20 protein-coding genes and 2 tRNA genes are annotated in these 20636 nt (G+C 63.4%); 11 read left to right on the forward strand and 11 right to left on the reverse strand.

Features of this window, described 5'->3' with window-relative positions; all coding sequences use genetic code 11:
- Positions 1-15 precede the first annotated feature (15 nt).
- Together F2P44_RS10800 and F2P44_RS10805 are read right to left on the reverse strand one after the other, a co-directional pair.
- A tRNA-Leu gene (locus F2P44_RS10800) sits at positions 16-100 on the reverse strand.
- A gap of 78 nt (positions 101-178) precedes the next feature.
- Positions 179-263 (reverse strand) — tRNA-Leu (locus F2P44_RS10805).
- 357 nt (positions 264-620) lie between these two features.
- Between F2P44_RS10805 and rnr the strand changes: the two genes are divergently transcribed.
- The 4 genes from rnr (at position 621) to F2P44_RS10825 (ending at position 5608) form a co-directional block, all read left to right on the forward strand.
- On the forward strand, positions 621-3143 hold the full coding sequence (gene rnr, locus F2P44_RS10810) for a ribonuclease R (RefSeq protein ID WP_167086707.1): 2523 nt from the start codon (positions 621-623) through the stop codon (positions 3141-3143).
- 3 nt (positions 3144-3146) lie between these two features.
- Complete coding sequence (gene rlmB / locus F2P44_RS10815; RefSeq protein ID WP_167086708.1) at positions 3147-3896, forward strand: 23S rRNA (guanosine(2251)-2'-O)-methyltransferase RlmB; 750 nt, start codon at positions 3147-3149, stop codon at positions 3894-3896.
- 280 nt (positions 3897-4176) lie between these two features.
- On the forward strand, positions 4177-4917 hold the full coding sequence (cysE, locus tag F2P44_RS10820; RefSeq protein WP_167086709.1) for a serine O-acetyltransferase: 741 nt from the start codon (positions 4177-4179) through the stop codon (positions 4915-4917).
- 10 nt (positions 4918-4927) lie between these two features.
- Positions 4928-5608 (forward strand): YceH family protein, encoded by a 681-nt coding sequence (locus F2P44_RS10825; protein ID WP_167086710.1) that lies wholly within the window; start codon positions 4928-4930, stop codon positions 5606-5608.
- Here the strand turns inward: F2P44_RS10825 and F2P44_RS10830 are convergent.
- Genes F2P44_RS10830 through F2P44_RS10840 form a run of 3 tightly spaced genes read right to left on the reverse strand, consistent with a single transcriptional unit; the run spans position 5589 to position 6573 of the window.
- A complete protein-coding gene (locus F2P44_RS10830; protein ID WP_167086711.1) occupies positions 5589-6113 on the reverse strand; it encodes a glycosyltransferase in 525 nt (174 codons plus the stop codon). The genes F2P44_RS10825 and F2P44_RS10830 overlap by 20 nt on opposite strands.
- A 55-nt stretch (positions 6114-6168) precedes the next feature.
- Positions 6169-6390: a hypothetical protein gene (locus F2P44_RS10835; RefSeq protein ID WP_167086712.1), complete on the reverse strand. Its 222-nt coding sequence runs from the start codon at positions 6388-6390 to the stop codon at positions 6169-6171.
- Positions 6391-6435: 45 nt separating this feature from the next.
- Positions 6436-6573, reverse strand: a complete 138-nt coding sequence (locus F2P44_RS10840; protein WP_167086713.1) for a hypothetical protein — start codon at positions 6571-6573, stop codon at positions 6436-6438.
- A 6-nt stretch (positions 6574-6579) separates the two neighbouring features.
- On the opposite strand from F2P44_RS10840, the gene F2P44_RS10845 reads away from it, so the two are divergent.
- Complete coding sequence (locus F2P44_RS10845; protein ID WP_167086714.1) at positions 6580-7098, forward strand: TetR/AcrR family transcriptional regulator; 519 nt, start codon at positions 6580-6582, stop codon at positions 7096-7098.
- A gap of 70 nt (positions 7099-7168) precedes the next feature.
- Here F2P44_RS10845 and F2P44_RS10850 read toward each other — a convergent pair whose 3' ends face one another.
- Genes F2P44_RS10850 through F2P44_RS10860 form a run of 3 tightly spaced genes read right to left on the reverse strand, consistent with a single transcriptional unit; the run spans position 7169 to position 9344 of the window.
- The gene (locus tag F2P44_RS10850; RefSeq protein ID WP_167086715.1) at positions 7169-8128 is read right to left on the reverse strand and encodes a hypothetical protein; all 960 of its coding nucleotides are present in this window, start codon (positions 8126-8128) and stop codon (positions 7169-7171) included.
- Entirely contained in the window at positions 8125-8982 is an 858-nt protein-coding gene (locus F2P44_RS10855) for an ABC transporter ATP-binding protein (protein WP_167086716.1), read from the reverse strand. The genes F2P44_RS10850 and F2P44_RS10855 overlap by 4 nt, the downstream gene beginning before the upstream one ends.
- Positions 8979-9344 carry a GntR family transcriptional regulator gene (locus F2P44_RS10860; protein ID WP_167086717.1) on the reverse strand — a complete coding sequence of 122 codons (366 nt, stop codon included), beginning with the start codon at positions 9342-9344 and terminating at the stop codon, positions 8979-8981. The genes F2P44_RS10855 and F2P44_RS10860 overlap by 4 nt, the downstream gene beginning before the upstream one ends.
- Before the next feature lie 212 nt (positions 9345-9556).
- On the opposite strand from F2P44_RS10860, the gene F2P44_RS10865 reads away from it, so the two are divergent.
- Both F2P44_RS10865 and F2P44_RS10870 read left to right on the forward strand, forming a co-directional pair.
- A complete protein-coding gene (locus F2P44_RS10865) occupies positions 9557-11677 on the forward strand; it encodes an NHL repeat-containing protein (RefSeq protein ID WP_167086718.1) in 2121 nt (706 codons plus the stop codon).
- Between the two features lie 130 nt (positions 11678-11807).
- A complete protein-coding gene (locus tag F2P44_RS10870) occupies positions 11808-13844 on the forward strand; it encodes an NHL repeat-containing protein (RefSeq protein WP_167086719.1) in 2037 nt (678 codons plus the stop codon).
- Between the two features lie 34 nt (positions 13845-13878).
- Here F2P44_RS10870 and F2P44_RS10875 read toward each other — a convergent pair whose 3' ends face one another.
- Genes F2P44_RS10875 through F2P44_RS10885 form a run of 3 tightly spaced genes read right to left on the reverse strand, consistent with a single transcriptional unit; the run spans position 13879 to position 15813 of the window.
- Positions 13879-14640 carry a UDP-2,3-diacylglucosamine diphosphatase gene (locus tag F2P44_RS10875; RefSeq protein ID WP_167086720.1) on the reverse strand — a complete coding sequence of 254 codons (762 nt, stop codon included), beginning with the start codon at positions 14638-14640 and terminating at the stop codon, positions 13879-13881.
- A 37-nt stretch (positions 14641-14677) separates the two neighbouring features.
- Complete coding sequence (locus F2P44_RS10880; RefSeq protein WP_167086721.1) at positions 14678-15166, reverse strand: peptidylprolyl isomerase; 489 nt, start codon at positions 15164-15166, stop codon at positions 14678-14680.
- Between the two features lie 53 nt (positions 15167-15219).
- A complete protein-coding gene (locus F2P44_RS10885) occupies positions 15220-15813 on the reverse strand; it encodes a peptidylprolyl isomerase (RefSeq protein ID WP_167086722.1) in 594 nt (197 codons plus the stop codon).
- Positions 15814-16086: 273 nt separating this feature from the next.
- On the opposite strand from F2P44_RS10885, the gene cysS reads away from it, so the two are divergent.
- The 4 genes from cysS to tilS are packed head-to-tail and all read left to right on the forward strand — an operon-like array spanning position 16087 to position 20602.
- On the forward strand, positions 16087-17496 hold the full coding sequence (gene cysS / locus F2P44_RS10890) for a cysteine--tRNA ligase (protein ID WP_167086723.1): 1410 nt from the start codon (positions 16087-16089) through the stop codon (positions 17494-17496).
- Positions 17496-18155: a DNA-3-methyladenine glycosylase family protein gene (locus F2P44_RS10895; RefSeq protein WP_054268220.1), complete on the forward strand. Its 660-nt coding sequence runs from the start codon at positions 17496-17498 to the stop codon at positions 18153-18155. The genes cysS and F2P44_RS10895 overlap by 1 nt, the downstream gene beginning before the upstream one ends.
- Positions 18156-18212: 57 nt before the next feature.
- Complete coding sequence (locus F2P44_RS10900; RefSeq protein WP_167086724.1) at positions 18213-19190, forward strand: acetyl-CoA carboxylase carboxyltransferase subunit alpha; 978 nt, start codon at positions 18213-18215, stop codon at positions 19188-19190.
- Positions 19187-20602 (forward strand): tRNA lysidine(34) synthetase TilS, encoded by a 1416-nt coding sequence (gene tilS, locus F2P44_RS10905; RefSeq protein WP_502572630.1) that lies wholly within the window; start codon positions 19187-19189, stop codon positions 20600-20602. Before F2P44_RS10900 ends, tilS begins: the two co-directional genes overlap by 4 nt.
- Positions 20603-20636 lie beyond the last annotated feature (34 nt).

The following is a 20636-nucleotide window of genomic DNA, read 5'->3' on the forward strand; positions in this document are numbered from 1 at the left end:
ACTAACCCGGTAGAGTGGTGCCCACGGAGGGACTCGAACCCCCACACCTCGCGGCACATGGACCTGAACCATGCGCGTCTACCAATTCCGCCACGTGGGCACTGATACAGCTACTACAACAGTTTTACTGCCAACTACTTTACTACTTGGTACTCTCAGGAAAACATCTTCCAGGGAGTGGTGCCCACGGAGGGACTCGAACCCCCACACCTCGCGGCACATGGACCTGAACCATGCGCGTCTACCAATTCCGCCACGTGGGCATTATCTTGCCTACTTCTTTTGCTGCAAGCCGGCGTTGCCGCCGACTTCTGCTATCATACTCGCTTTCGGAGTTTTGCGCCAGACTAACTTTCGTTACTCTTTTTGCTCTACACCATGCAGATATGCTGCGTTTTTCTTCCGCGTCGACGTTGTGTTTCCGCGAAAGACCAAAATTATAGCCGAAAATTTGGAAATGTCACAGGCCTGAGCGAAGAATCTTTCAAAGCACGCTTCGGTTAGGCGAATCGGACCGACCTCCGTTACACTACGCCTATCACCGTGTCAATAATCACTGTGTCAGCTATCCGGTCAGGCATTTCCCGCGAGCGCTGCCAAAAACAATTATAGAAAACCATTTGAACCAAATTACTCATACCATTCCCAGCCGCGAGGACATTCTCGGCATTTTCCGCAACGCGGGCACGACGCTTGATCTTGAAGCCATCGCCCGCACGCTCAAGGTCAAGCCAGCCGCGCTGGAGGTGTTAACCAGGCGTTTGAATGCCATGCAGCGCGACGGCCAGATCCACGCCGACGCCGATGGCAATTACGCCCTGGCCGACCATTCCGGCTTCATCGCCGGCAAGGTCAGTGCGCACCGCGACGGTTTCGGCTTCGTCATCCCTGACGAACCGGGTGAAGACCTGTTCCTGTCCGACAAAGAGATGCAGAAAGTCCTGCATGGCGACCGTGTGCTCGCCAAAGTCACAGGAACCGATCGCCGCGGCCGCCTTGAAGGCACCATCGTCGAAGTCGTCACGCGCGCCAATAGTCATGTGATCGGCCGCCTGCTCAATGAGAACGGCGTCTGGATCGTCGCTCCCGAAGACAAGCGCATCGGCCAGGACATCCTGGTGGCCGGTTCGCCGGGCAAGGCCAAGGCGGGGCAGATCGTCAGCGTCGAGCTGAGCGAGCAGCCATCGCGCTTCAAGCAGCCGGCCGGCCGCGTGGTCGAAGTGCTCGGCGACCTGGACGATCCCGGCATGGAAATCGAAATTGCCGTGCGCAAGTTCGGCGTGCCGCATATCTTTTCCGCCGCCGCGCTCAAGTCCGCCGCCAAGCTGCCCGGCGAAGTGCGCGAAGCCGACCTGCAAGACCGGGTCGACCTGCGCGATGTGCCGCTGGTCACCATCGACGGCGAAGACGCGCGCGACTTCGACGATGCGGTGTACTGCGAGCCGGTCAAGGTCGGCAAGGCCAACTGCTTCCGCCTGATCGTGGCGATTGCCGACGTGTCCCATTATGTGAAGCCGAACGATGCGCTCGACGTCGATGCGCTCGAACGCAGTACGTCGGTGTATTTCCCGCGCCGCGTGATTCCCATGCTGCCCGAGAAGCTCTCGAACGGCCTGTGTTCGCTGAACCCGGCCGTCGACCGCCTCACGCTCGTCTGCGATGCCGTCATTTCGGACAAGGGCGAGATCAAGGCGTACCAGTTCTATCCGGCCGTGATCCACTCGGCCGCGCGCCTGACCTATAACGAAGTGGCCGATATCCTCGGCAACACCGCCGGTCCGGAAGCGGCGCGCCGTCCGGCCATCGTCCCGCACCTGCTCAATCTGTACGACGTGTATCACGCGCTGCACAAGGCGCGCCAGGTACGCGGTGCGATCGATTTCGAAACCACCGAAACCTATATCGTCTGCAATGCGCTGGGCAAGATCGAAAAGATCATTCCGCGCACCCGCAACGATGCGCACAAGGTGATCGAGGAATGCATGCTGGCCGCCAACGTTTGCGCGGCTGACCTCTTGATCCGCCACAAGCATCCGGGCACCTACCGCATCCACGCCTCGCCGACCAAGGAAAAGCTCACCCAAGTGCGCACCTTCCTCAAGCAGGTCGGCCTGAATCTGAACGGTGGCGACAAGCCGACCGCCAACGATTACGCCGAACTGATGAAGCAGATCAAGGACCGTCCGGACGCCTCGCTGCTGCAAACCATGCTGCTGCGTTCGATGCAGCAAGCGGTCTACAGCCCGGACAATATCGGCCACTTCGGCCTGGCGTACGAGGCATATGCCCACTTCACCAGCCCGATCCGCCGCTATCCCGACTTGCTGACCCACCGCGCCATCAAGGCCATTTTGCTCGGTAAAAAGTACGAGCCGAAGGGCATCGACCTGACCGGCTTGAATTCGACCGTGTCGAACGCCGCGCGCAAGCAGCAGGCCAAGGACAAGGCCGATGGCAAGCAAAAGAACGAAAAAGACCTGACCATCTGGGACGCCCTGGGCGTGCACTGCTCGGCCAACGAGCGCCGTGCCGACGAAGCGTCGCGCGATGTCGAAGCCTGGCTCAAGTGCTACTTCATCAAGGACAAGCTGGGTGAGGAATTCACCGGCGTGGTCTCGGGCGTGACCACCTTCGGCATCTTCGTGCAGCTCGACGCGCTGTTCGTCGAAGGCCTGGTGCACATCACCGAACTCGGTACCGATTACTTCCAGTACGATGACGCGCGCCACGAACTGCGCGGCGAACGCACCGGCAAGCGCTACCAGCTGACCGACCGCGTGACGGTGCAGGTCTCGCGCGTCGACCTCGAAGCGCGCAAGATCGACCTGGTGCTGGCCGGTAGCAGCGTGCAGGCCGATAGCGGCGCGGGCAAGCCGAAAAGCGCCGCCCACAAGGCGCTCGACGCCAAGCCGGCCAAGTCAAGCAAGTCGGGCCGCTCGTCCGGCAAGAGTGCCGGTGGCAGCGCGGGCAACACGCCTTCGCGTTACGAACTCGACGAGAGCGTCGGCGCGGAAGCATCGGGCAGCAAGCCGAAACGCAGCAAGTCCGGGTCGACGGCCAGCAAGGCGCCATCCCGGTCGGCAAAACCAGCAGTTGGTACGAGCAATAAAACATCAAGCAAAACGAATAAGAGCAAGCGATAACACATGAAGAATAAAATGATTTTCGGGTTCCACGCGGTGACCTCGCGTCTGCGTCACGAGGCCTCGTCGGTGGAAGAAATTTTTGTCGATGCGACTCGCCAGGATCGCCGCATGCACGATCTCATCGCCAACGCCAAGGCGCTGGGCGTGCGCGTGATGCCGGTCGATTCGGCCCGCCTCGACAAGATCGTCGGAACCCGCCGCCACCAGGGCGTGATTGCCTTTGCCAGCCAGCTGGCGCTGGCGCGCAACCTGGATGAACTGCTCGACGCCATCGAAGGTCCGCCGCTGTTGCTGATCCTCGACGGCATCACCGATCCGCACAACCTGGGCGCCTGCCTGCGCGTGGCCGACGGTGTCGGCGCGCACGCGGTCATCGTGCCGAAGGACCGTGCGGTCGGCTTGAATGCCACGGCGGCCAAGGTCGCCAGCGGTGCGGCTGAAACCGTACCGTACATCACGGTCACGAACCTGGCGCGCACCATGCGCGAGCTCAAAGAGCGCGACATCCTGCTGATCGGCACCACCGATGATGCGGACAAGGGCTTGTACGAAGCCGATTTCAGTGGTCCGGCCGCGCTCGTCATGGGTTCGGAAGGCGAGGGCATGCGCCGCCTCACCCGCGAAACCTGCGACGTGCTGGTTGGTATTCCCATGTTCGGCTCCGTCGAGAGCCTGAACGTCTCGGTCGCGTCGGGCGTCTGCCTGTACGAAGCACGCCGCCAGCGCATCGCGCGCGAAGGCCAGGTCTAAGTCCAGGACCGGGCACGCCGGCGCGGAAATATCCGTGCCGGCGCGCCGCTCCTCCCCCTATTTGCAGGTTCTCATCTTGTTGGTGCTGTCCGTGGTGGACTTGCACGCATTGGCCACGTCGGTATGCGCGCCAATGTAGTCCACCCCTTGCATGGCGACGCAACACTGTAAATTTCTTGCAAGTATCGTCATGCGCATCTGGCAAATTGACCATACATAAGCGGGAGGCGGTCGGATACGCTACCATGCCTGTATCGCAACTGTCCCCACGTCCCTGTTTATGTTTTTACACCTGCGCGAAGATATCAAGAGCATCATTGAACGCGACCCGGCCGCCCGTAACGGATGGGAAGTGTTCACTTGTTATCCCGGCTTTCAGGCCATCATGATGCATCGCTGGGCGCAGGCTTGCTGGACCCGCAAGCTGAAATGGATCGGGCGCTTCATCTCGTATCTGGCGCGCATCCTGACCGGCATCGAGATCCACCCGGGCGCCACGATCGGGCGGCGCGTGTTCATCGACCATGGCTTCGGCGTGGTCATCGGCGAAACCGCCATCGTCGGCGACGACTGCACCATCTACCAGGGCGTGACCCTGGGCGGCACCTCGCTCAACAGCGGCACCAAGCGCCATCCGACGCTGGAACGCGGCGTCATCATCGGCGCCGGCGCCAAGGTGCTCGGCTCGTTCACGGTGGGCGAGTATGCCAAGGTCGGCTCGAACGCGGTGGTGATCAAGCCGGTGCCGGCCGGCGCCACGGCGGTCGGCAACCCGGCCCACATCGTCCAGAAAGAGGCCGACACGCGCTCGAGCGCGCATCTGTTCTCGGCCTACGGGGTCACCCCGAACGGCGACGATCCGCTCTCCAAGGCCTTGCATGGCCTGATCAATCACGCGGCGCGCCAGGACGAACAGCTGGACCGGCTGATGGCCCTGATGAAGACCGCCGGAATCGCCTGCCAGAGCACGCCCGAGTGTGATAAATTGGATTCGGTAAAGCTCAATAAACTGGTCGAGTAAGGACACACGCATGACACTAGAAACAACGGGCGGCGCCGACGGCGCTGCCTTGCTGGACCCGTTTGAAATCCGCGTGCTGGCGGTGCTGGCCGAGAAAGAAGGCCTCACGCCCGACAATTATCCGATGTCGCTCAACGCCATCACCAACGGCTGCAACCAGCTGTCGAGCCGCGATCCGGTGATGCAGCTGTCGGATGAAACCGTGCAGGATGTGCTGCAGCGCCTGATGCAGCGCAAGTTCGTCAACGGCATCACCCAGGCCGGCGCGCGCGTGACCAAGTACGAGCACCGCATGCGCATCAAATGGTCGCTGGAGCAAGACAAGCTGGCCGTGCTGACGATCCTGATGCTGCGCGGTTTGCAGACGGCGGGCGAAATCCGCACCCGCAGCGGGCGCCTGCACGAATTCAAGTCGGTGGCCGATGTCGAGGCTTGCCTGCAATTTCTGATCGATAAATACCCGCCGATCGTGGCCCGCCTGGCGCTCGCGCCGGGCACCAAGGAGCCGCGCTACGGCCAGCTTCTGGGCGGCGACGCCGCGTTGTCGCAGCAGGAATCCGCGTTCGGGGTGGTCAGCGCGCCAGCCCAGGGCAGCAGGGTGGCGCAGCTGGAACAGGAAGTGGCTTCCCTGCGCGCCGAGGTCGACGACCTCAAGCTGCAATTCCTGGCGTTCACGACGCAGTTCGAGTAACTGGCGCCGGGCTTACCCCGGCCAGTACCTTCTCCACCAGGTCGCACGCTTCGCCCACCCCGGCGCTGGCGGCGGTCATTGCGGCCACCGCCTTGCAGCGGGCCGTGAGCGCCTGGTCGGCCGTCAGCCGCTTCAACTGGTCCGCCACCGCGCTGGCCGTGTAGCGTTTCGGCGCGATACAGCGGGCAACGCCAAGCCGCAGCGCGCGGCTGGCATTGTCGAACTGGTCGAACGCCATCGGCTGGATCAGTTGCGGCACGCCGGCCGCCAGCGCCTGGCTGGTCGAACCGATGCCGCCGTGATGGACAAACGCCGCCACGCGCGGCAACAGTGCCTTGAATGACACGTAATCGGCATGCGCCACGCCCGGGGGCAGCGCGGCCGGCAGCTGCGCTGTATGCGGGGTGATCAGGATGCCGCGCTTGCCGGACAGCCGGCACGCCTCGGCCGAGGCGGCATAAAACACGTGCGAGGTGGCGTTGGCGGTGCCGCTGGTGAACGCCACCGGCGCCGCGCCAGCATCGAGGAAAGCCTGGAGCTCCGCGCTGAGTGGGGCGCCGTCATCGAACAGCGGAAATGGGGTGGGATGAAAATTGGCCGGCGCGCAAGCGATTGAACGGAACGCCGTAGAGCGGATCGAGGAACTTGCGGTCCAGGGTGCGCCAGACCAGGCGCTCGACGGCGCGCGGCAGCGTTTCCATGTGGCCGAGCGGCGAAAAGCGCGGCGCCATGAACGCCGACCTGCTCACCGATGGCGACAAGTGCACCACCGCGCCGGGCATGTTTTTCCCGCACCAGGGGGCTGGCGAAGGCCATGGTCGAACCGATCACCAAGGTCCGGCCCGGCCCGGAATAATATCGGCGCACATGGCGTCGTGGAAGAGCGGGACATAGCTCATGATCCCGGCGGCAAGGAGGGCCATCGCCTTCTTCGGATCGGTCGCTTCCGGCGCGTCCAGGATCATGGCGATTTGCGGACGGCCTTGCTGGACGCGGCCGAGGACCTGGTCGATGAAACGGGGGCTGGCGCGATCAGCCTGCGCGAGGTTGCGCGCCGGGCCGGCGTATCCGCCACGGCGTGCTACCGGCATTTCGAGGGCAAGGAAGCGTTGCTGGCGGCGCTGGCCGCCAAGGGCTACGCGGACTTCGCGCTGTACATCGAACAGGCTGCGGGCGGGGCGCAGGATGCCCTGGCCGCGGTCGGGCAGGCTTATGTCCGCTTCGCGCTGGAGCGCCCCGGGCGCTTTCGCCTGATGTACGGGCCGCTGATCGCCGACCGCAGCCGCCATCCCGGCCTGCAGGCGGCGGTGCAAGGCGTGACGCAGGCATTTGCACGCATGCTGCAAGGCAGTGGCGGGGAGGGCAAGGATGTGGCGGTGATGAGCCTGAAACTGTGGTGCATGGTGCACGGCCTGGCCCAGTTGCTGCTCGACGGAATGTTGCCGGGCCATGAGCCCGAGGTGCTGGCGCGCGCGCTGAGCGCGCGCTGAGCGGGCGCCGTTCCCGCGCGGGGTCCGGCGCCCCGGGGTAACGGCGCGCTCGCGGCAAATGGGCCGGGCGTCAGCCTTCGTCGCGCAAGCGGCGCAGGCGGATCGCGGCGTACATCATCGCCATTCCGGCAACCGCCCCGACCCACGCGCCGGGCGACGCCAGGGTAGCCCAGGAATCGGCCAGCAGCCCATTGACGCGGTCGATCGCGACATGCGCACCGTGGCTACCCATCGCGCTGGTCTCGCCGCCCAGCCAGCTGCCGGGCGCCAGGCCGAGCAGGATCCGCCCCACCACCGTTTGCATCAGCGTGCCGGCAGCGGGTCCGGCCCCCAGCACATAGGTGATCCACTTGACCAGCACGAGCGCAATCACCGGCACGCCCACGGCCCACAAAAAGACCTTGGAGCGGGCCCAGGCCGACACCATCAGCAGCCAGCCGACCGTCGGCAGCGCCCAGATCACATACACCGGCAGCATGCCCAGCGAGCGCAGCGGGGCCAGCAGGAAAATCGGGCTGGAGAGCACCGGGCCGAACAGGTTCACCCCGTTCAGCGCCGCGATCGCGCCGGCGAACAAGACCAGCAGCACCGAGGTCGCCGTGCTCACGCCAATGACGATCAGGGGCGCCACCATGGTCACCGTGATCACTTTCGACAGCACCGTATGCGTGTCCGACAGCGGCAGCGACTTCCAGAACAGGATGCTGCGGTCGCGCCGCTCGTCATACAGCGCGGCCAGGCAGTAGAAAAACGTGGACGCGGCCAGCAGCAGCAATAGCGGCGAGGCGGCCAGCAGGCTGAGCGTGGCGAGCAGGTCGCCCACGCCGGCCAGGCCGCCGGGCATGGCCGCGCGGCCCGCTGCCGCTGCCGCCAGCAGGTGGCGGAAGGGCGCTTCGGACCAGTACATGCCAAAGCCCAGCGTCAGGGCGGTGACGCCGACCATCACGACCGCGAGGATCACGGGCGCGTAAAAAAACGCTCCCTTGTGCTCCCAGAACTCGCGTTTAAGCAGCCATTTCAGGGTATTCATGCGTAGCTTCCTTTCATGGTCGCGACGAACAGGTCGGCGACGCTGGGATTGCGGGTCTCGCCCAAGGCGGCGAGCTGCTCGCGCGCCACGCCGTCGAACAGCATGACCGACTTGCCGAACACGGTGCGCTGGTCGATCGGCTGCAAGGCGCTGGCGGCGTTGACTTTGTCGGGTGCGACCATGACCTCGACGAAACGTGCCCCGACCTCGTCCATCGAGGCCGACAGCACGATCTTGCCGTCGCGGATGAACATCAGGTCGGTGAGGATGTGCTCGACCTCCTCGACCTGGTGGGTGGTGATGATGATGGTCTTGTTCTCGTCGAAATAGTCTTCCAGCAGGTTCTGGTAAAACTGCTTGCGGTACAGGATGTCCAGGCCCAGGGTCGGCTCGTCGAGCACCAGCAGCTTGGCGTCGATAGCCATCACCAGCGCCAGGTGCAGCTGCACGATCATGCCCTTGGACATGGCCTTGACCTTCATCTCCGGCTTGAGCTTGGTCGCGGCCAGGTAGCGTTCAGCCTTGGCGCGGTCGAAGCGCGGGTGCACGCCGGCCACGAAGGCGATCGCCTCGGATACGCGCAGCCAGCGCGGCAGGATCGCCACGTCGGCGATGAAGCACACTTGCTGCATCAGCGCATCGCGCTCGGTGCGCGGGTCGAAGCCGAGCACCGACAGCGTGCCCTCGAACGCGGTCAGGCCGAGCGCGGCCTTGAGGGTGGTGGTCTTGCCGGACCCGTTGGGGCCGATCAAGCCGACGATCCTGCCGGCGGGAATCTCGAAGCTGATGTTGTCGATCGCTACCGACTTGCCGTAGCGCTTGCTCAAGCCACGGGCTGTCATGACGGCGCTCATGATTTGTCTCCGTCTTGCCGGCGCAGCAATTGGTCGACATCGAGGCCGAGGCGGCGGATACGTTCGAGCATGGCCGGCCATTCTTCGCGCACGAAGCGCTCGCGTTCGCTGGCGAGCAGTTTTTCGCTCGCGCCTTCGGTCACATACATGCCAATTCCCCTTCGTTTTTCCACAAGTTGCTCGTCCACCAGTTCCTGGTAGGCGCGCGAGACGGTGATCGGATTGAGCTGGTATTCGGCCGCCACCTGGCGGACCGAGGGCAGGGCGTCGCCGGCTTTCAGGGCGCCATCGAGCATCATGCCGATGACTTTGTCCTTGAGCTGGCGGTAGATGGGCGTGTTGTCGTTCCAGCCGATCGTCATGGCGGGCCCTTCCGGTGGTGTGGTGCTGCCTGGTGAGACATGATTCCTCCCTGTTGGTGAGGTGGTGAGGTGATTTGATGGTGATGTAGTGAACTATAACACAGAAGCTCAAAAACGGAAGAATAATTTGACGGGGCAAGGGAGACGCGGCTCGACCTTGAGTGAGGGAATGGCTGGTTCGCTTGCAGCTCAGGGCATTTCCGGGAAATGGCGTGAGTCGGGTCTACAAAGAAAGGTGTGGTTTATTTTCTTCGTGTAAATATTATCAAGAAGTTTCTGTTACATTCACGACCACAAGTATCTTTAAGGACAACAACACCATGCGGCATTACTCGATCCAGTCGGTTTCCCCTCGTTTTCAGGCGCTGTCGCGCTCCACGGCGCTGTTGCTCTGCTGCGCGCTGGCGGCATGCAGCGGCTCTGGCGGCTCGTCGCCTGCGCCTTCGGCGGTACCGGCACCGACACCGGAAACGCCGGTGGTTCCCGTCGCGCCACCGCAGGCGTCACGTTTGCCGCACGTGCTCTCCGGAGTGCCATCCTTGTTGCAATCACCGGCGGGCGTTGCCGTCGATAAGGATGGCAATACGTTTGTGATCGATTCGACCAGGCAGCTTGTCCTGAAAATAACGCCCGCAGGGGTAGTCACCACGCTCGCCGGCTCCGACTTGTCGTACGGCAGCCAGGATGGGCAAGGGGCCGACGCCAGCTTTCGGTTCACGAAAAACTCCGGCATGCTGATCGACAGGGCAGGGAACCTGATTGTCGCGGACACTTGCAATTTTTCGATACGGCGGATTACCCCCCAGGGAATGGTGAGTACCGTGGCCGGTACTCGTACGGCAGGGTGCTCTGGCCATCCGGAAAGCCGCGACGGCGTGGGGGCGGGCGCATTGTTGCAGGCTCCCGAGAGCATTGCGCTCGACATCAATGGGGATTATCTGGTCGCGGAAGGCGCGACGCACGTGGTGCGGCGCGTCACGCAGGACGGCACGGTGACCACCATAGTGTGGGCCCAGCCCGATATGAGTGGTCCGACCGTCCCCAGCAAGCTCCGTGGGCTGGCCGTTGACCGGAACGGCATCATTTATTTCTCCAGTCGGGAATTGATCTATCGGATCAAGGATGGGGAAGCCTTGCGCTGGGCAGGTACGTTGGAGCGTAGCGCACCCGACGGGCCACGTCTGAACGCCAAGCTCGATATGGTCACCCACATGGCATTCAATGCATCCGGCGATCTGTACCTCAGCGACTCTTCGTCGGTCCGGAAAATTTCATCCGACGGCATCGTGAGCACCGTGGCGGGGAAGTTCGACAGTCCAGGCGCCGGCGATGGGAATAAAAACGTTGCGCGTTTCAGTAGCCTGGGTGCGCTGGCCTTTGATCCCCAAGGGCAGATGATCGTTGTCGACGGTTCCGTCATGCGCAAGGTGTCGATGGGGGGCGACGTCAGCACCTTCGCGGCGACGCCAGCGACCAGCGGCATGGTGGACGGACCGGCTGGCGTAGCGCGCTTCCAATACGGGATCAGCATGGCAGCCGATTCCAAAGGAAACGTTTACGTTCTCGACCCCCATGCGAACGTGGTGCGGCGGGTCAGCCCCGACGGAACGGCGAGCTTGTTGGCGGGGGTTGCAGGGGTCCGCAACAGCGCGGAGCGGGGACGCGTTCGCGCCGACGCGTTTGCCGAACAAAAATCGATCGCGGTCGATGCCAGGGACGTGGTGTATGTCTCCGATGTCGACCGGATCGTCAGGATCGAGGACGGTGTCCTGATCACGGTGGTGGCGCAGGACGAGCGCACGATGGTGGAACATATTGCGGTCGATTCGGTCGGCAATATCGCCACGGTCGGGCGCACGGGGGTGCGCGTGCTGAACCCGCGCGGCGATATATTGATCACGGTCGAACAGAGCGATGTCGCCAAACTGGCACCGCCCGCGCGGGAGTTGTATGGCTACCGCCCCGCCGGGGTTGCCTTCGATGGGGCTGGAAACCTGTATATCGCCGATCTGGAAAGCCATACGATCCTCAAGCGCGACACGCTTGGCCATTTCTCGGTTTTTGCGGGCACCTTCGACGGTGACGGCAACGCCGATGGCGCCCCCGGCAAGGCACGCCTGGGCTTCGACGGCCCGGTGCACATGACGTTTGTCCCGAATGGCGACATGTACCTGACCGGCTCGGGCAAGGTGCGCAAGATCACCCCGGATGGCACGGTATCGACGCCTGTGCTGGCCTGGGGCTACCCCAGCCTGACCAGCATCGCGTACAGCCAGAAACGGTTGCTGGGCATGACCGGCTTCGCCGTCCTCGAGACCCCGCTGCCGCAGTAAGCAGCGCCGCGCGCAGCCGGCCTTGTTGGCGGCTGCGCGGCGCCCCGGTCCGAACATATGAGTAGTGTTGCGCAAGCAAAATCGGTATATTCCGCCTTCTCAGATATTTTCCAGATAGATAAAAGACCCAATGCCACACAACCAACTGCCTTTTCCCCCTTCGACGGCAGCGCGTCGCGGCGCTGCACTGCTTGCATGCCTGTTTTTCACGGCCTGCGGTGGCGGCGGATCGGGCGGGTCGTCCACCCCGGCCGCTCCCGTTGTGGTGGCGCCCCCGGCGTCCAAGTGCGGCGCCGGTGCCGTCGACTATATGGCCGCGGGTGACGAAGACATGGCCGCGCTCGGCATCACCTGTATGCAATCCGTGCGCGCCGGCAAGGAAACCGTGCTTCAGACACCGAGCGGCATGGCGCGCGACAAGGCCGGCAACACGTATATTATCGACCGCGCCAAGCAAGTCGTCTTCAAACTCACGCCGTCGGGTGCGATGTCGGTGCTGGCCGGTTCGGTCGCCAGCTACGGCAGTCAGGACGGCGCCGGCGGCGCGGCCAGCTTCAACTTCAATTCCCAGTCGCGCATCATCGTCGATACAGCGGGCAATCTGATCGTGACTGATACCTGCAACAACACCTTGCGCAAGATTACCCCGGGCGGCGTGGTCAGCACGCTGGCCGGCGTGACCGAAGCGGTGTGCCTGAGCGATTACGGCACCGGAATGCCACTTGACGGCGTGGGCGCCCAAGCGCTGTTCAACCGTCCGACCGAGATTGCGCTCGACATCAATGGCGACTACCTGGTGATCGAGCAGGGCGGCATCCGCCGCGTGACTCCGGCCGGCGTGGTGACCCGGGTCAACTGGACCAACGACCCTGCGAACGAGCGGATCCTCAGGCTGCCCACGCGCATTGCCGTGGCTGGCGACGGCTCGCTCTACGTGGTTGAAAGCGCGCGCATTTATCGCATCGCCGGCGGGCTGGCCACGTTTATCGCGGGCGGCAATCAAGCCGTCAGCGCGGAGAGCGTGCGCGACGGCCGTGGCGCCGCAGCTATTTTCAGATCGCCGCGCGCCTTGGTGGCCGATGCGGCGGGCAATGTCTATATTGGTGATTACGACACCTTGCGCAAGGTCACGCCGGGCGGCGTGGTCACCACGGTGGCGGGCGACGGCAAGGGTGGTGGCGTGCGCGATGGCACGGGAGCGCAAGCGCGTTTCTCGTACCTTAGCCAACTGTTGGTTGATGCGTCGGGCAACGTGCTGGCACTTGATGCCGGCGCACCGGCGATCCGCACGATCACGCCATCAGGCGTGGTCACGACATCGGCCGCGACCCCAGTCACCGGCGCAAGCGTGGACGGCAAGGGCACTGCGGCGCGCTTTAACCGGCGCGATGGCACGGCCGCCGATGCGGACGGGAATCTGTACATCGCCGATTACCAGGCCAACGTCGTGCGCATGGTCAGCCCGGATGGCGTGGTCAGCGTGTTTGCCGGCAATGGCGTCAAGGGAGCCGTCTTCACGCATCCCTACAGCGTTGCGGTCAGCCCGAACGGCGCTGTGTACGTGGTCGACGAGGAACGGATTTCCCTGCTCCAGCGCGGCTCGACCACCACGGTTCTGGCGCATTCTCGTGGCGGCGGCGGCGACGTGGTCGACATTGCTGTCGACGCCGACGAGAACGTGGCGATTGCCGGCTATGACTCTGTACGCCACATCTTGCCTTCCGGTAGGGTGATCACACTGATCGCCGACATGGGCGATGGCTTTGGCGACGTGTTCGGGACTTCCTTTCAGTCGGCCGGCATCGCCTATGATCGCTCAGGCAACCTGTACGTGGGTGACAGGAGCAGGGCGGCCCTGTACAAATTCAGCAAGGACGGCAAGCCGGCCTTGTTCGCGGGCTCGCCGGGCTGGATGGGCGACCGTGACGGTCCGGCCCGTACCGCCATGCTGGGCTTTCACGGGAACGTGGAAATGGCGTTTGCACCGAATGGCGACATGTATCTGAGCGGGCAGGGCTTGCTGCGCAAGGTCAAGCCGGATGGCACCGTATCGACCCCGGCGCTGGCATGGGGCAAGCCGGTGCTCGGCGGTATCGCGATCGGGAACGGTATGTTGATTGGCCTGACCAGCTACGCCGTGCTGCACACGCCGCTGCCGGCGGACTGACAGCCGCGCGGCATGGCCGGCGGCGCGAGGTGTGTCAGCCGATCACTTTGCCGTCGAGGTCGTGGCGGGTGATGGCGCCATCGTCGCCGATGGCGATCCAGCCGCCGCGCGGCGGCTCGCCATCCGGTTCCCAGTCCGGCAGCACGTAGCGGCGCGTGCCGTCTTTCTCGTGCAGCGCCGGGCGGTGCGTGTGGCCATGGATCATGACCTTGGTGCCGGTGGCGGCGAACAGCGCGTCGATCGCCTGCGGCGTGACATCCATGATGTCCATGGTCTTGGTGCTGTGCGCTTCCTTGCTGCCTTCGCGCAGGTTGGCGATGATCGCCTTGCGCTGGGCCAGCGGCATGGCGAGAAATTGCGCCTGCCAGGCCGGCTGGCGTACCTGCTTGCGAAATTCCATGTAGTTGATGTCGTCGGTGCATTCGGCGTCGCCGTGCACCAGCGTGATGTTCTGTCCGCCGATGTCGGCGATGTGCGGCTCGGCCAGCAACGCCATGCCGGCGGCGTCGGCAAACGCCTGGCCGACCAGGAAGTCGCGGTTGCCGGCGATCCAGTAGACCGGAATGCCGGCGTCGCGCACGGCGCGGATGGCCGTGGCGATCTGGCGGTGCAGAGGGGCGCCGAGGTCGTCGTCGCCCGCCCAGTACTCGAACAGGTCGCCCAGAATGTACAGCGCGCGCGCGGCCATCGCGCGTTCTTCCAGGAAAGCGAAGAAGGCCTCGACCGTGCGCGGATGCGCGGCCTGCAGATGCAGGTCGGAGATAAACAGCGCGAGCGTTCGCGCGGGCAGGGTCATCGCTGCACTGCCGGTGTGGTTTGCTCGCGCATCATGCTTAGATCACCGTGATTTTTTCGATGATCACTGGCTCGACCGGCACGTCGGCGAACATGCCGCTGTTGGCGGTCTTGACCTTGCGGATCTTGTCGACCACGTCGGTGCCTTCGCTGACCTTGCCGAACACGGCGTAGCCCCAGCCGTCCTGGCCTGGATAGTCGAGGAAGCTATTGTTCTTGACGTTGATAAAGAACTGCGCCGATGCCGAGTGCGGCGCCGAAGTGCGGGCCATGGCCAGGGTGTACATTTCGTTCTTGAGGCCGTTCTTGCCTTCGTTTTCCACGGTTTGCTCGGCTGGCTTTTGCTTCATGCCTGGCTCGAAACCGCCGCCCTGGATCATGAAGTCGCCGATGACGCGGTGGAAAATCGTGTTGTCGTAGTGGCCCTTGGCCACGTAGTCGAGGAAGTTGGCAACCGATTTCGGTGCTTTTTCGGCGTCCAGTTCGACGGTGATGTTGCCCATGTTGGTGGTGATGAGTACGGCCATATTGGTGTCCTGTTGGTTAGTTGTTGTGAGGGTGCTTGCATGCGCCCGCTATTTTACTGCTTCACGATGGTTGCCGACTTGATGACGATAGGCATGACGGGCACGTTCTGGTTGCCGCGCACATCGTCGACCATCACGCCCTTGATTTTATCGACCACGTCCTGGCCGGAAATGACCTTGCCGAACACGGTGTAGCCGAAGCCGTCGCGGCCCGGATAGTCGAGATTGGTGTTTTCGGCGACGTTGATGAAGAACTGCGAGGTGGCCGAATTCGGGTACTGGGTGCGCGCCATGGCGACCGAGTAGGGCACGTTCAGCAAGCCATTCTTGGCTTCGTTCTGGACCGGTTTATTGGTACGGCGCGGCAGCATCTTTTCATCCATGCCGCCGCCCTGGATCATGAAGTCGTTGATGACGCGGTGGAAAATCAATCCCTTGTAATGGCCGCTTTTCACGTACTGGAGGAAATTGGCGACGGTTTTCGGGGCTTTTTCCTGGTCCAGTTCAAGGACGATTTCGCCCATGCTGGTCTTGAGCGAGACGTGCGGCGTATCGCTTGCCAGCACGGCGGTACTGAGGGTCAGGCCGCAGAACAGGGTGAGGAAACGGGCTACCAGGGGCATGCGGAACAATAACGAATCTTGCATTTGAAATCCTTGACGTGAGGTGCTTGTTGTTATATGGCGGAGAGGCTGTCAAGCCTTTACCGTAAAAATAAACCTGATCCATATGCGGCCAGCCGGGATTTTAACAATGCTATACTTTGTACAGAACGTCCCATTCTATCAAAGAAGAACAAGACAGAGGGCTCCGACGATCTCGATGCAAACTACGCCTGACCGGCGCGCGCCCACTGCGGCGATCGCGCCCGGTTGTCGTTTTGCCCGGGCGCGGCGCCCGCTGTAACGAGTAAGAATCCGATGAGCCAATTAAAGATCTACAACACGCTTGCGCGTGAAAAGCAGGTATTCACCCCGATCGAGCCCGGCAAAGCCGGCATGTACGTGTGCGGGATGACGATCTACGACTACTGCCATATCGGCCATGCGCGCATGATGATGGCGTTCGACGTCATCTACCGCTGGCTCAAGGTATCGGGCTACCAGGTCACGTATGTTCGCAACATTACCGATATCGAAGACAAGATCATCAAACGCGCCGTCGAAAACGGCGAGTCGATTTTCTCGTTGACCTCGCGCTTCGAAAAGTACATGGACGAAGATACCGCGGCGCTCGGCATTTTGCCGCCCGACGTGGTGCCGCACGCAACCGCCTATGTGCCGCAGATGCTGTCGATCATCGCCCAGCTCGAACAGAAGGGCCTGGCCTACAAGTCCGAGGATGGCGACGTCAATTTTTCGGTGCGCAATTTCCCCGGCTACGGCAAGCTTTCCGGCAAGTCGCTCGACGACTTGCGCGCGGGCGAACGGGTCGATATCAATACCGGCAAGCGCGATCCGCTCGACTTCGTGCTGTGGAAGGCGTCCAAGGAATCCGAGCCGGACGAAGTCAAATGGGATTCGACCTGGGGCAGCGGGCGTCCGGGCTGGCATATCGAATGCTCGGCCATGTCGTGCGCGACCCTGGGCCAGCACTTCGACATCCACGGCGGCGGTGCCGACCTGCAATTCCCGCACCACGAGAACGAGATCGCCCAGTCCGAAGGCGCGTTCGGCCATCCGATGGCCAACTACTGGGTGCACAACGGCTTCGTGCGCGTGGTCGACGAAGAGACCCAGGTCGCCGTCAAGATGTCCAAGTCGCTGAATAATTTCTTCACCATCCGCGACGTGCTCAAGCTGTACGACGCCGAAGTGATCCGCTTCTTTATCTTGCGCGGACATTACCGCAGCCCGCTGAACTACGGCGTGGCCAACCTCGAGGATGGCAAGTCCGCCTTGACCCGCCTGTACACGGCGCTGGCCGGCATCGATACCGGCGCCGCGCTGGAAGTCGACTGGAACGAAGCCTACGCCATCCGCTTTCGCGAAGCGATGGACGACGACTTCAACACGCCGATCGCGATCGCCGTGCTGTTCGATCTCGCCACGGAGCTCAACAAGAGCAAGTCGGTCGAGCTGGCGCGCCAGTTCAAGGCGCTGGCGGCCGTACTGGGCTTGCTCGAACGCGCGCCGCAGGCATTCCTGCAAGCCGGCGGCGAGGAGGGCGGCCTGGACGAAGCGGCCATCCTGGCGGCCATCGCCAAGCGCAGCGAGGCGAAAAAAGCACGCAACTTCGCCGAGTCCGACAGCATTCGCGCCGGGTTGCTGGCGGCCGGCATCGTCCTCGAGGACAAGCCGGACGGCACGACCAACTGGCGCCGCGCATGATGGCGCCAACCAAGGAAACGGCGGGGGCCACCCCGCCGCCGCTGGAGGTACCTGAGTACTGGGAGCAAGCCAAGATCGAACTCATGAAGCGCGACCGCATCATGAAAAAGCTGATCCCGCAGTTCGGCGACCTGCACCTGGTCGGCCACGGCGATCCGTTTACGACCCTGGCGCGTTCGGTGGTGGGCCAGCAAGTGACCACCAAGGCCGCCGATGCGGCCTGGAACAAGCTGCTCACGGCCTGTCCCAAGATCACGCCGGCCCAGGTGATCAAGGCCGGCGCCGAGCAATTGTCGGCGTGCGGACTGTCCAAGCGCAAGACCGAATACATCCTTGACCTGGCCGACCATTTCAAGGCCAAGCGCGTGCACGCGAACCAGTGGGCCGAGATGGATGACGAAGCCGTCATCGCCGAGCTGGTGCAGATTCGCGGCATCGGACGCTGGACAGCGGAGATGTTTCTGATATTTAATCTGCTGCGTCCGAATGTCTTGCCGCTGGACGATCCCGGCCTGATTCAAGGTATCAGCCAGAACTACTTTTCCGGCGAACCGGTATCGCGCAGCGATGCGCGCGAGGTGTCGGCCAATTGGGAGCCGTGGAGAACGGTCGCTACGTGGTATTTGTGGCGTAGCCTCGATCCGGTTCCGGTAGAATAGCGCCTGAAGTGGCCGTGCGGTGGGGTATGCTGCGGCCAGAATTTACCCGGAGGTATCATGATTAAACAAACTTTCCTCAGTTTTGAGCAGCCGATTGCAGAGCTTGATGCCAAAATTGAAGAGCTGCGCTTCGTCCAGGACGATTCGGCGGTCGACATCTCCGAAGAAATCGACCGTCTGGCCAAGAAGAGCCAGCAACTGACCAAAGATATCTACGCCAAGCTCACGCCATGGCAGGTGTCGCAGATTGCGCGCCATCAGCAACGTCCGTACACCATGGACTACGTGAACGAAATCTTTACCGACTTCCACGAACTGCACGGCGACCGCACCTATGCGGACGACCTGTCGATCGTCGGCGGCCTGGCCCGCTTCAACGGACAGGCCTGCATGGTCATCGGTCACCAGAAGGGGCGCGACACCAAGGAGCGCGCGCTGCGCAACTTCGGCATGCCCAAGCCGGAAGGCTACCGCAAGGCCATGCGCCTGATGAAGCTGGCTGAAAAATTCGGCTTGCCGATCTTCACCTTCGTCGACACGCCGGGCGCATTCCCCGGCATCGATGCCGAAGAGCGCGGCCAGTCCGAAGCCATCGGCCATAATCTGTACGTGATGGCCGAACTCAAGGTGCCGCTGATCGCCACCATCATCGGCGAAGGCGGCTCCGGCGGCGCGCTGGCGATTGCCGTGGGCGATGCCGTGCTGATGCTGCAATACGCGACCTACTCGGTGATCTCGCCGGAAGGCTGCGCATCGATCCTCTGGAAAACCTCCGAGCGCGCCTCCGACGCTGCCGATGCGCTGGGCCTGACCGCGCACCGCCTGAAAGCGATGGGCCTGATCGACAAGATCATCAACGAACCGCTGGGCGGCGCCCACCGCGATCCGAAGGGCATGGCCGTGATGCTCAAGCGCGCGCTGGCCGACACCCTGCGCCAGTTCCACGGCATGAAGACCAAGGATCTGATCGAAGCCCGTCACAACAAGTTGATGAGCTACGGCAAATTCAAAGAAACGACGCCGGCCGAAGAGTGAACCAGACCACCAACGCAGCGCTTGCAGCGCAGTTTGCGCAGGCGCTTGACGCGTTGCGTGCACAAGGCGGGGCCATGGCGCCATCGGTGGCCATCGCCTACAGCGGCGGGCTCGATTCCTCGGCCCTGCTGCACCTGGCGGCGCAGTACGCGTCCGCCAGCGATATTCCCCTGTTTGCTTTCCACGTCCACCACGGCATCAGTCCCAACGCCGATGCCTGGCTGGCGCATTGCGAAGCGGCCTGCGCCGCTCTGGGCGTGCCGTTCGCGGCGCGCCGCGTGGTGCTGGAAAAGACCAAATCGGGCGTCGAGGCGGCCGCGCGCAAGCTGCGCTACGCCGCCCTGGGCGCCCTGTGCGCCGAGCATGGCGTGCGCCTGATGCTGACCGCCCACCATCTCGACGACCAGGCCGAAACCGTGCTGCTGCAACTGCTGCGCGGCTCCGGCACGGCCGGCCTGTCCGGCATGGATGCGGCCAACGCCGCGCCCGAACTGCTGGGCAACCCGGATCTGGTGATGGCGCGCCCCTTGCTGCCGGTCTCGCGCCAGCAGCTCGAAGCCTACGTGGCCGCGTATGGCATCGCCTGGGTCGAGGACGAATCGAATACCCATCCACGCTATGCCCGCAATGCCTTGCGCCACCAGGTGATGCCGGCATTGGCCACGGCCTTTCCCGGCTACCAGGAACGCTTTGCGCGCAGCGCCGCGCACGCGCAGTCGGCCCAGCGCCTGTTGACCGAACTGGCCGTGCAAGACCTGGCCGGCTGCCTGGTCGGCGATTGCATCGACGTCGCCCAACTGCGTGGAATGAGCCTGGCGCGCGCCTACAATATGCTGCGCTACTGGTTCGGCCTGCGCGCGCTGCGCATGCCGTCCACCGCCTGGCTGACCGAAATGGTGACCCAGCTGGTCGAAGCACGCCATGACGCGCAGCTGCTGGTGACGCACCCCGACTGCCACATCCGGCGCCACCGCGACCGCCTGTACATCACGCCCAGGCTGGCCGACCTGGCCGGCCAGCGCGATCCGGACGACGAGGGCGTTTTCGTCAAGGAAGGCGAGCGCTTCACCTGGAGCGGGGAGGCGAGCATGGCATTCCCGGCCTACGGCGGGGTGCTGCATTTCGACGCGGCGGAGCAGGGTTTCGAGGCTGGCTGGCTGCGCGCCCAGTCCTTGCAAATCGACTTCCGCAAGGGCGGCGAGCGCCTCAAACCGGCCGCCAACCGGCCCACGCGTCCGCTCAAGTACCACTACCAGGCTTGCAACGTGCCCGCCTGGGAGCGCGAGCGCTTGCCGGTTGTGACCAGCGGCAAGGATTTACTGTTCGCGGCCGGCATCGGCATGGATTGCCATCACTTCGGTTCCACTCCGGCGTCCCTGGTCAGCCTGCGCTGGGAAGCGCGCCCGGCCTGACGACTACGCAGAAACGTAATTTCGATATAGCAAT

Origin of the sequence: Massilia frigida (assembly GCF_011682175.1) — a bacterium.
Taxonomy (GTDB): Bacteria; Pseudomonadota; Gammaproteobacteria; order Burkholderiales; family Burkholderiaceae_D; genus Telluria_A; species Telluria_A frigida.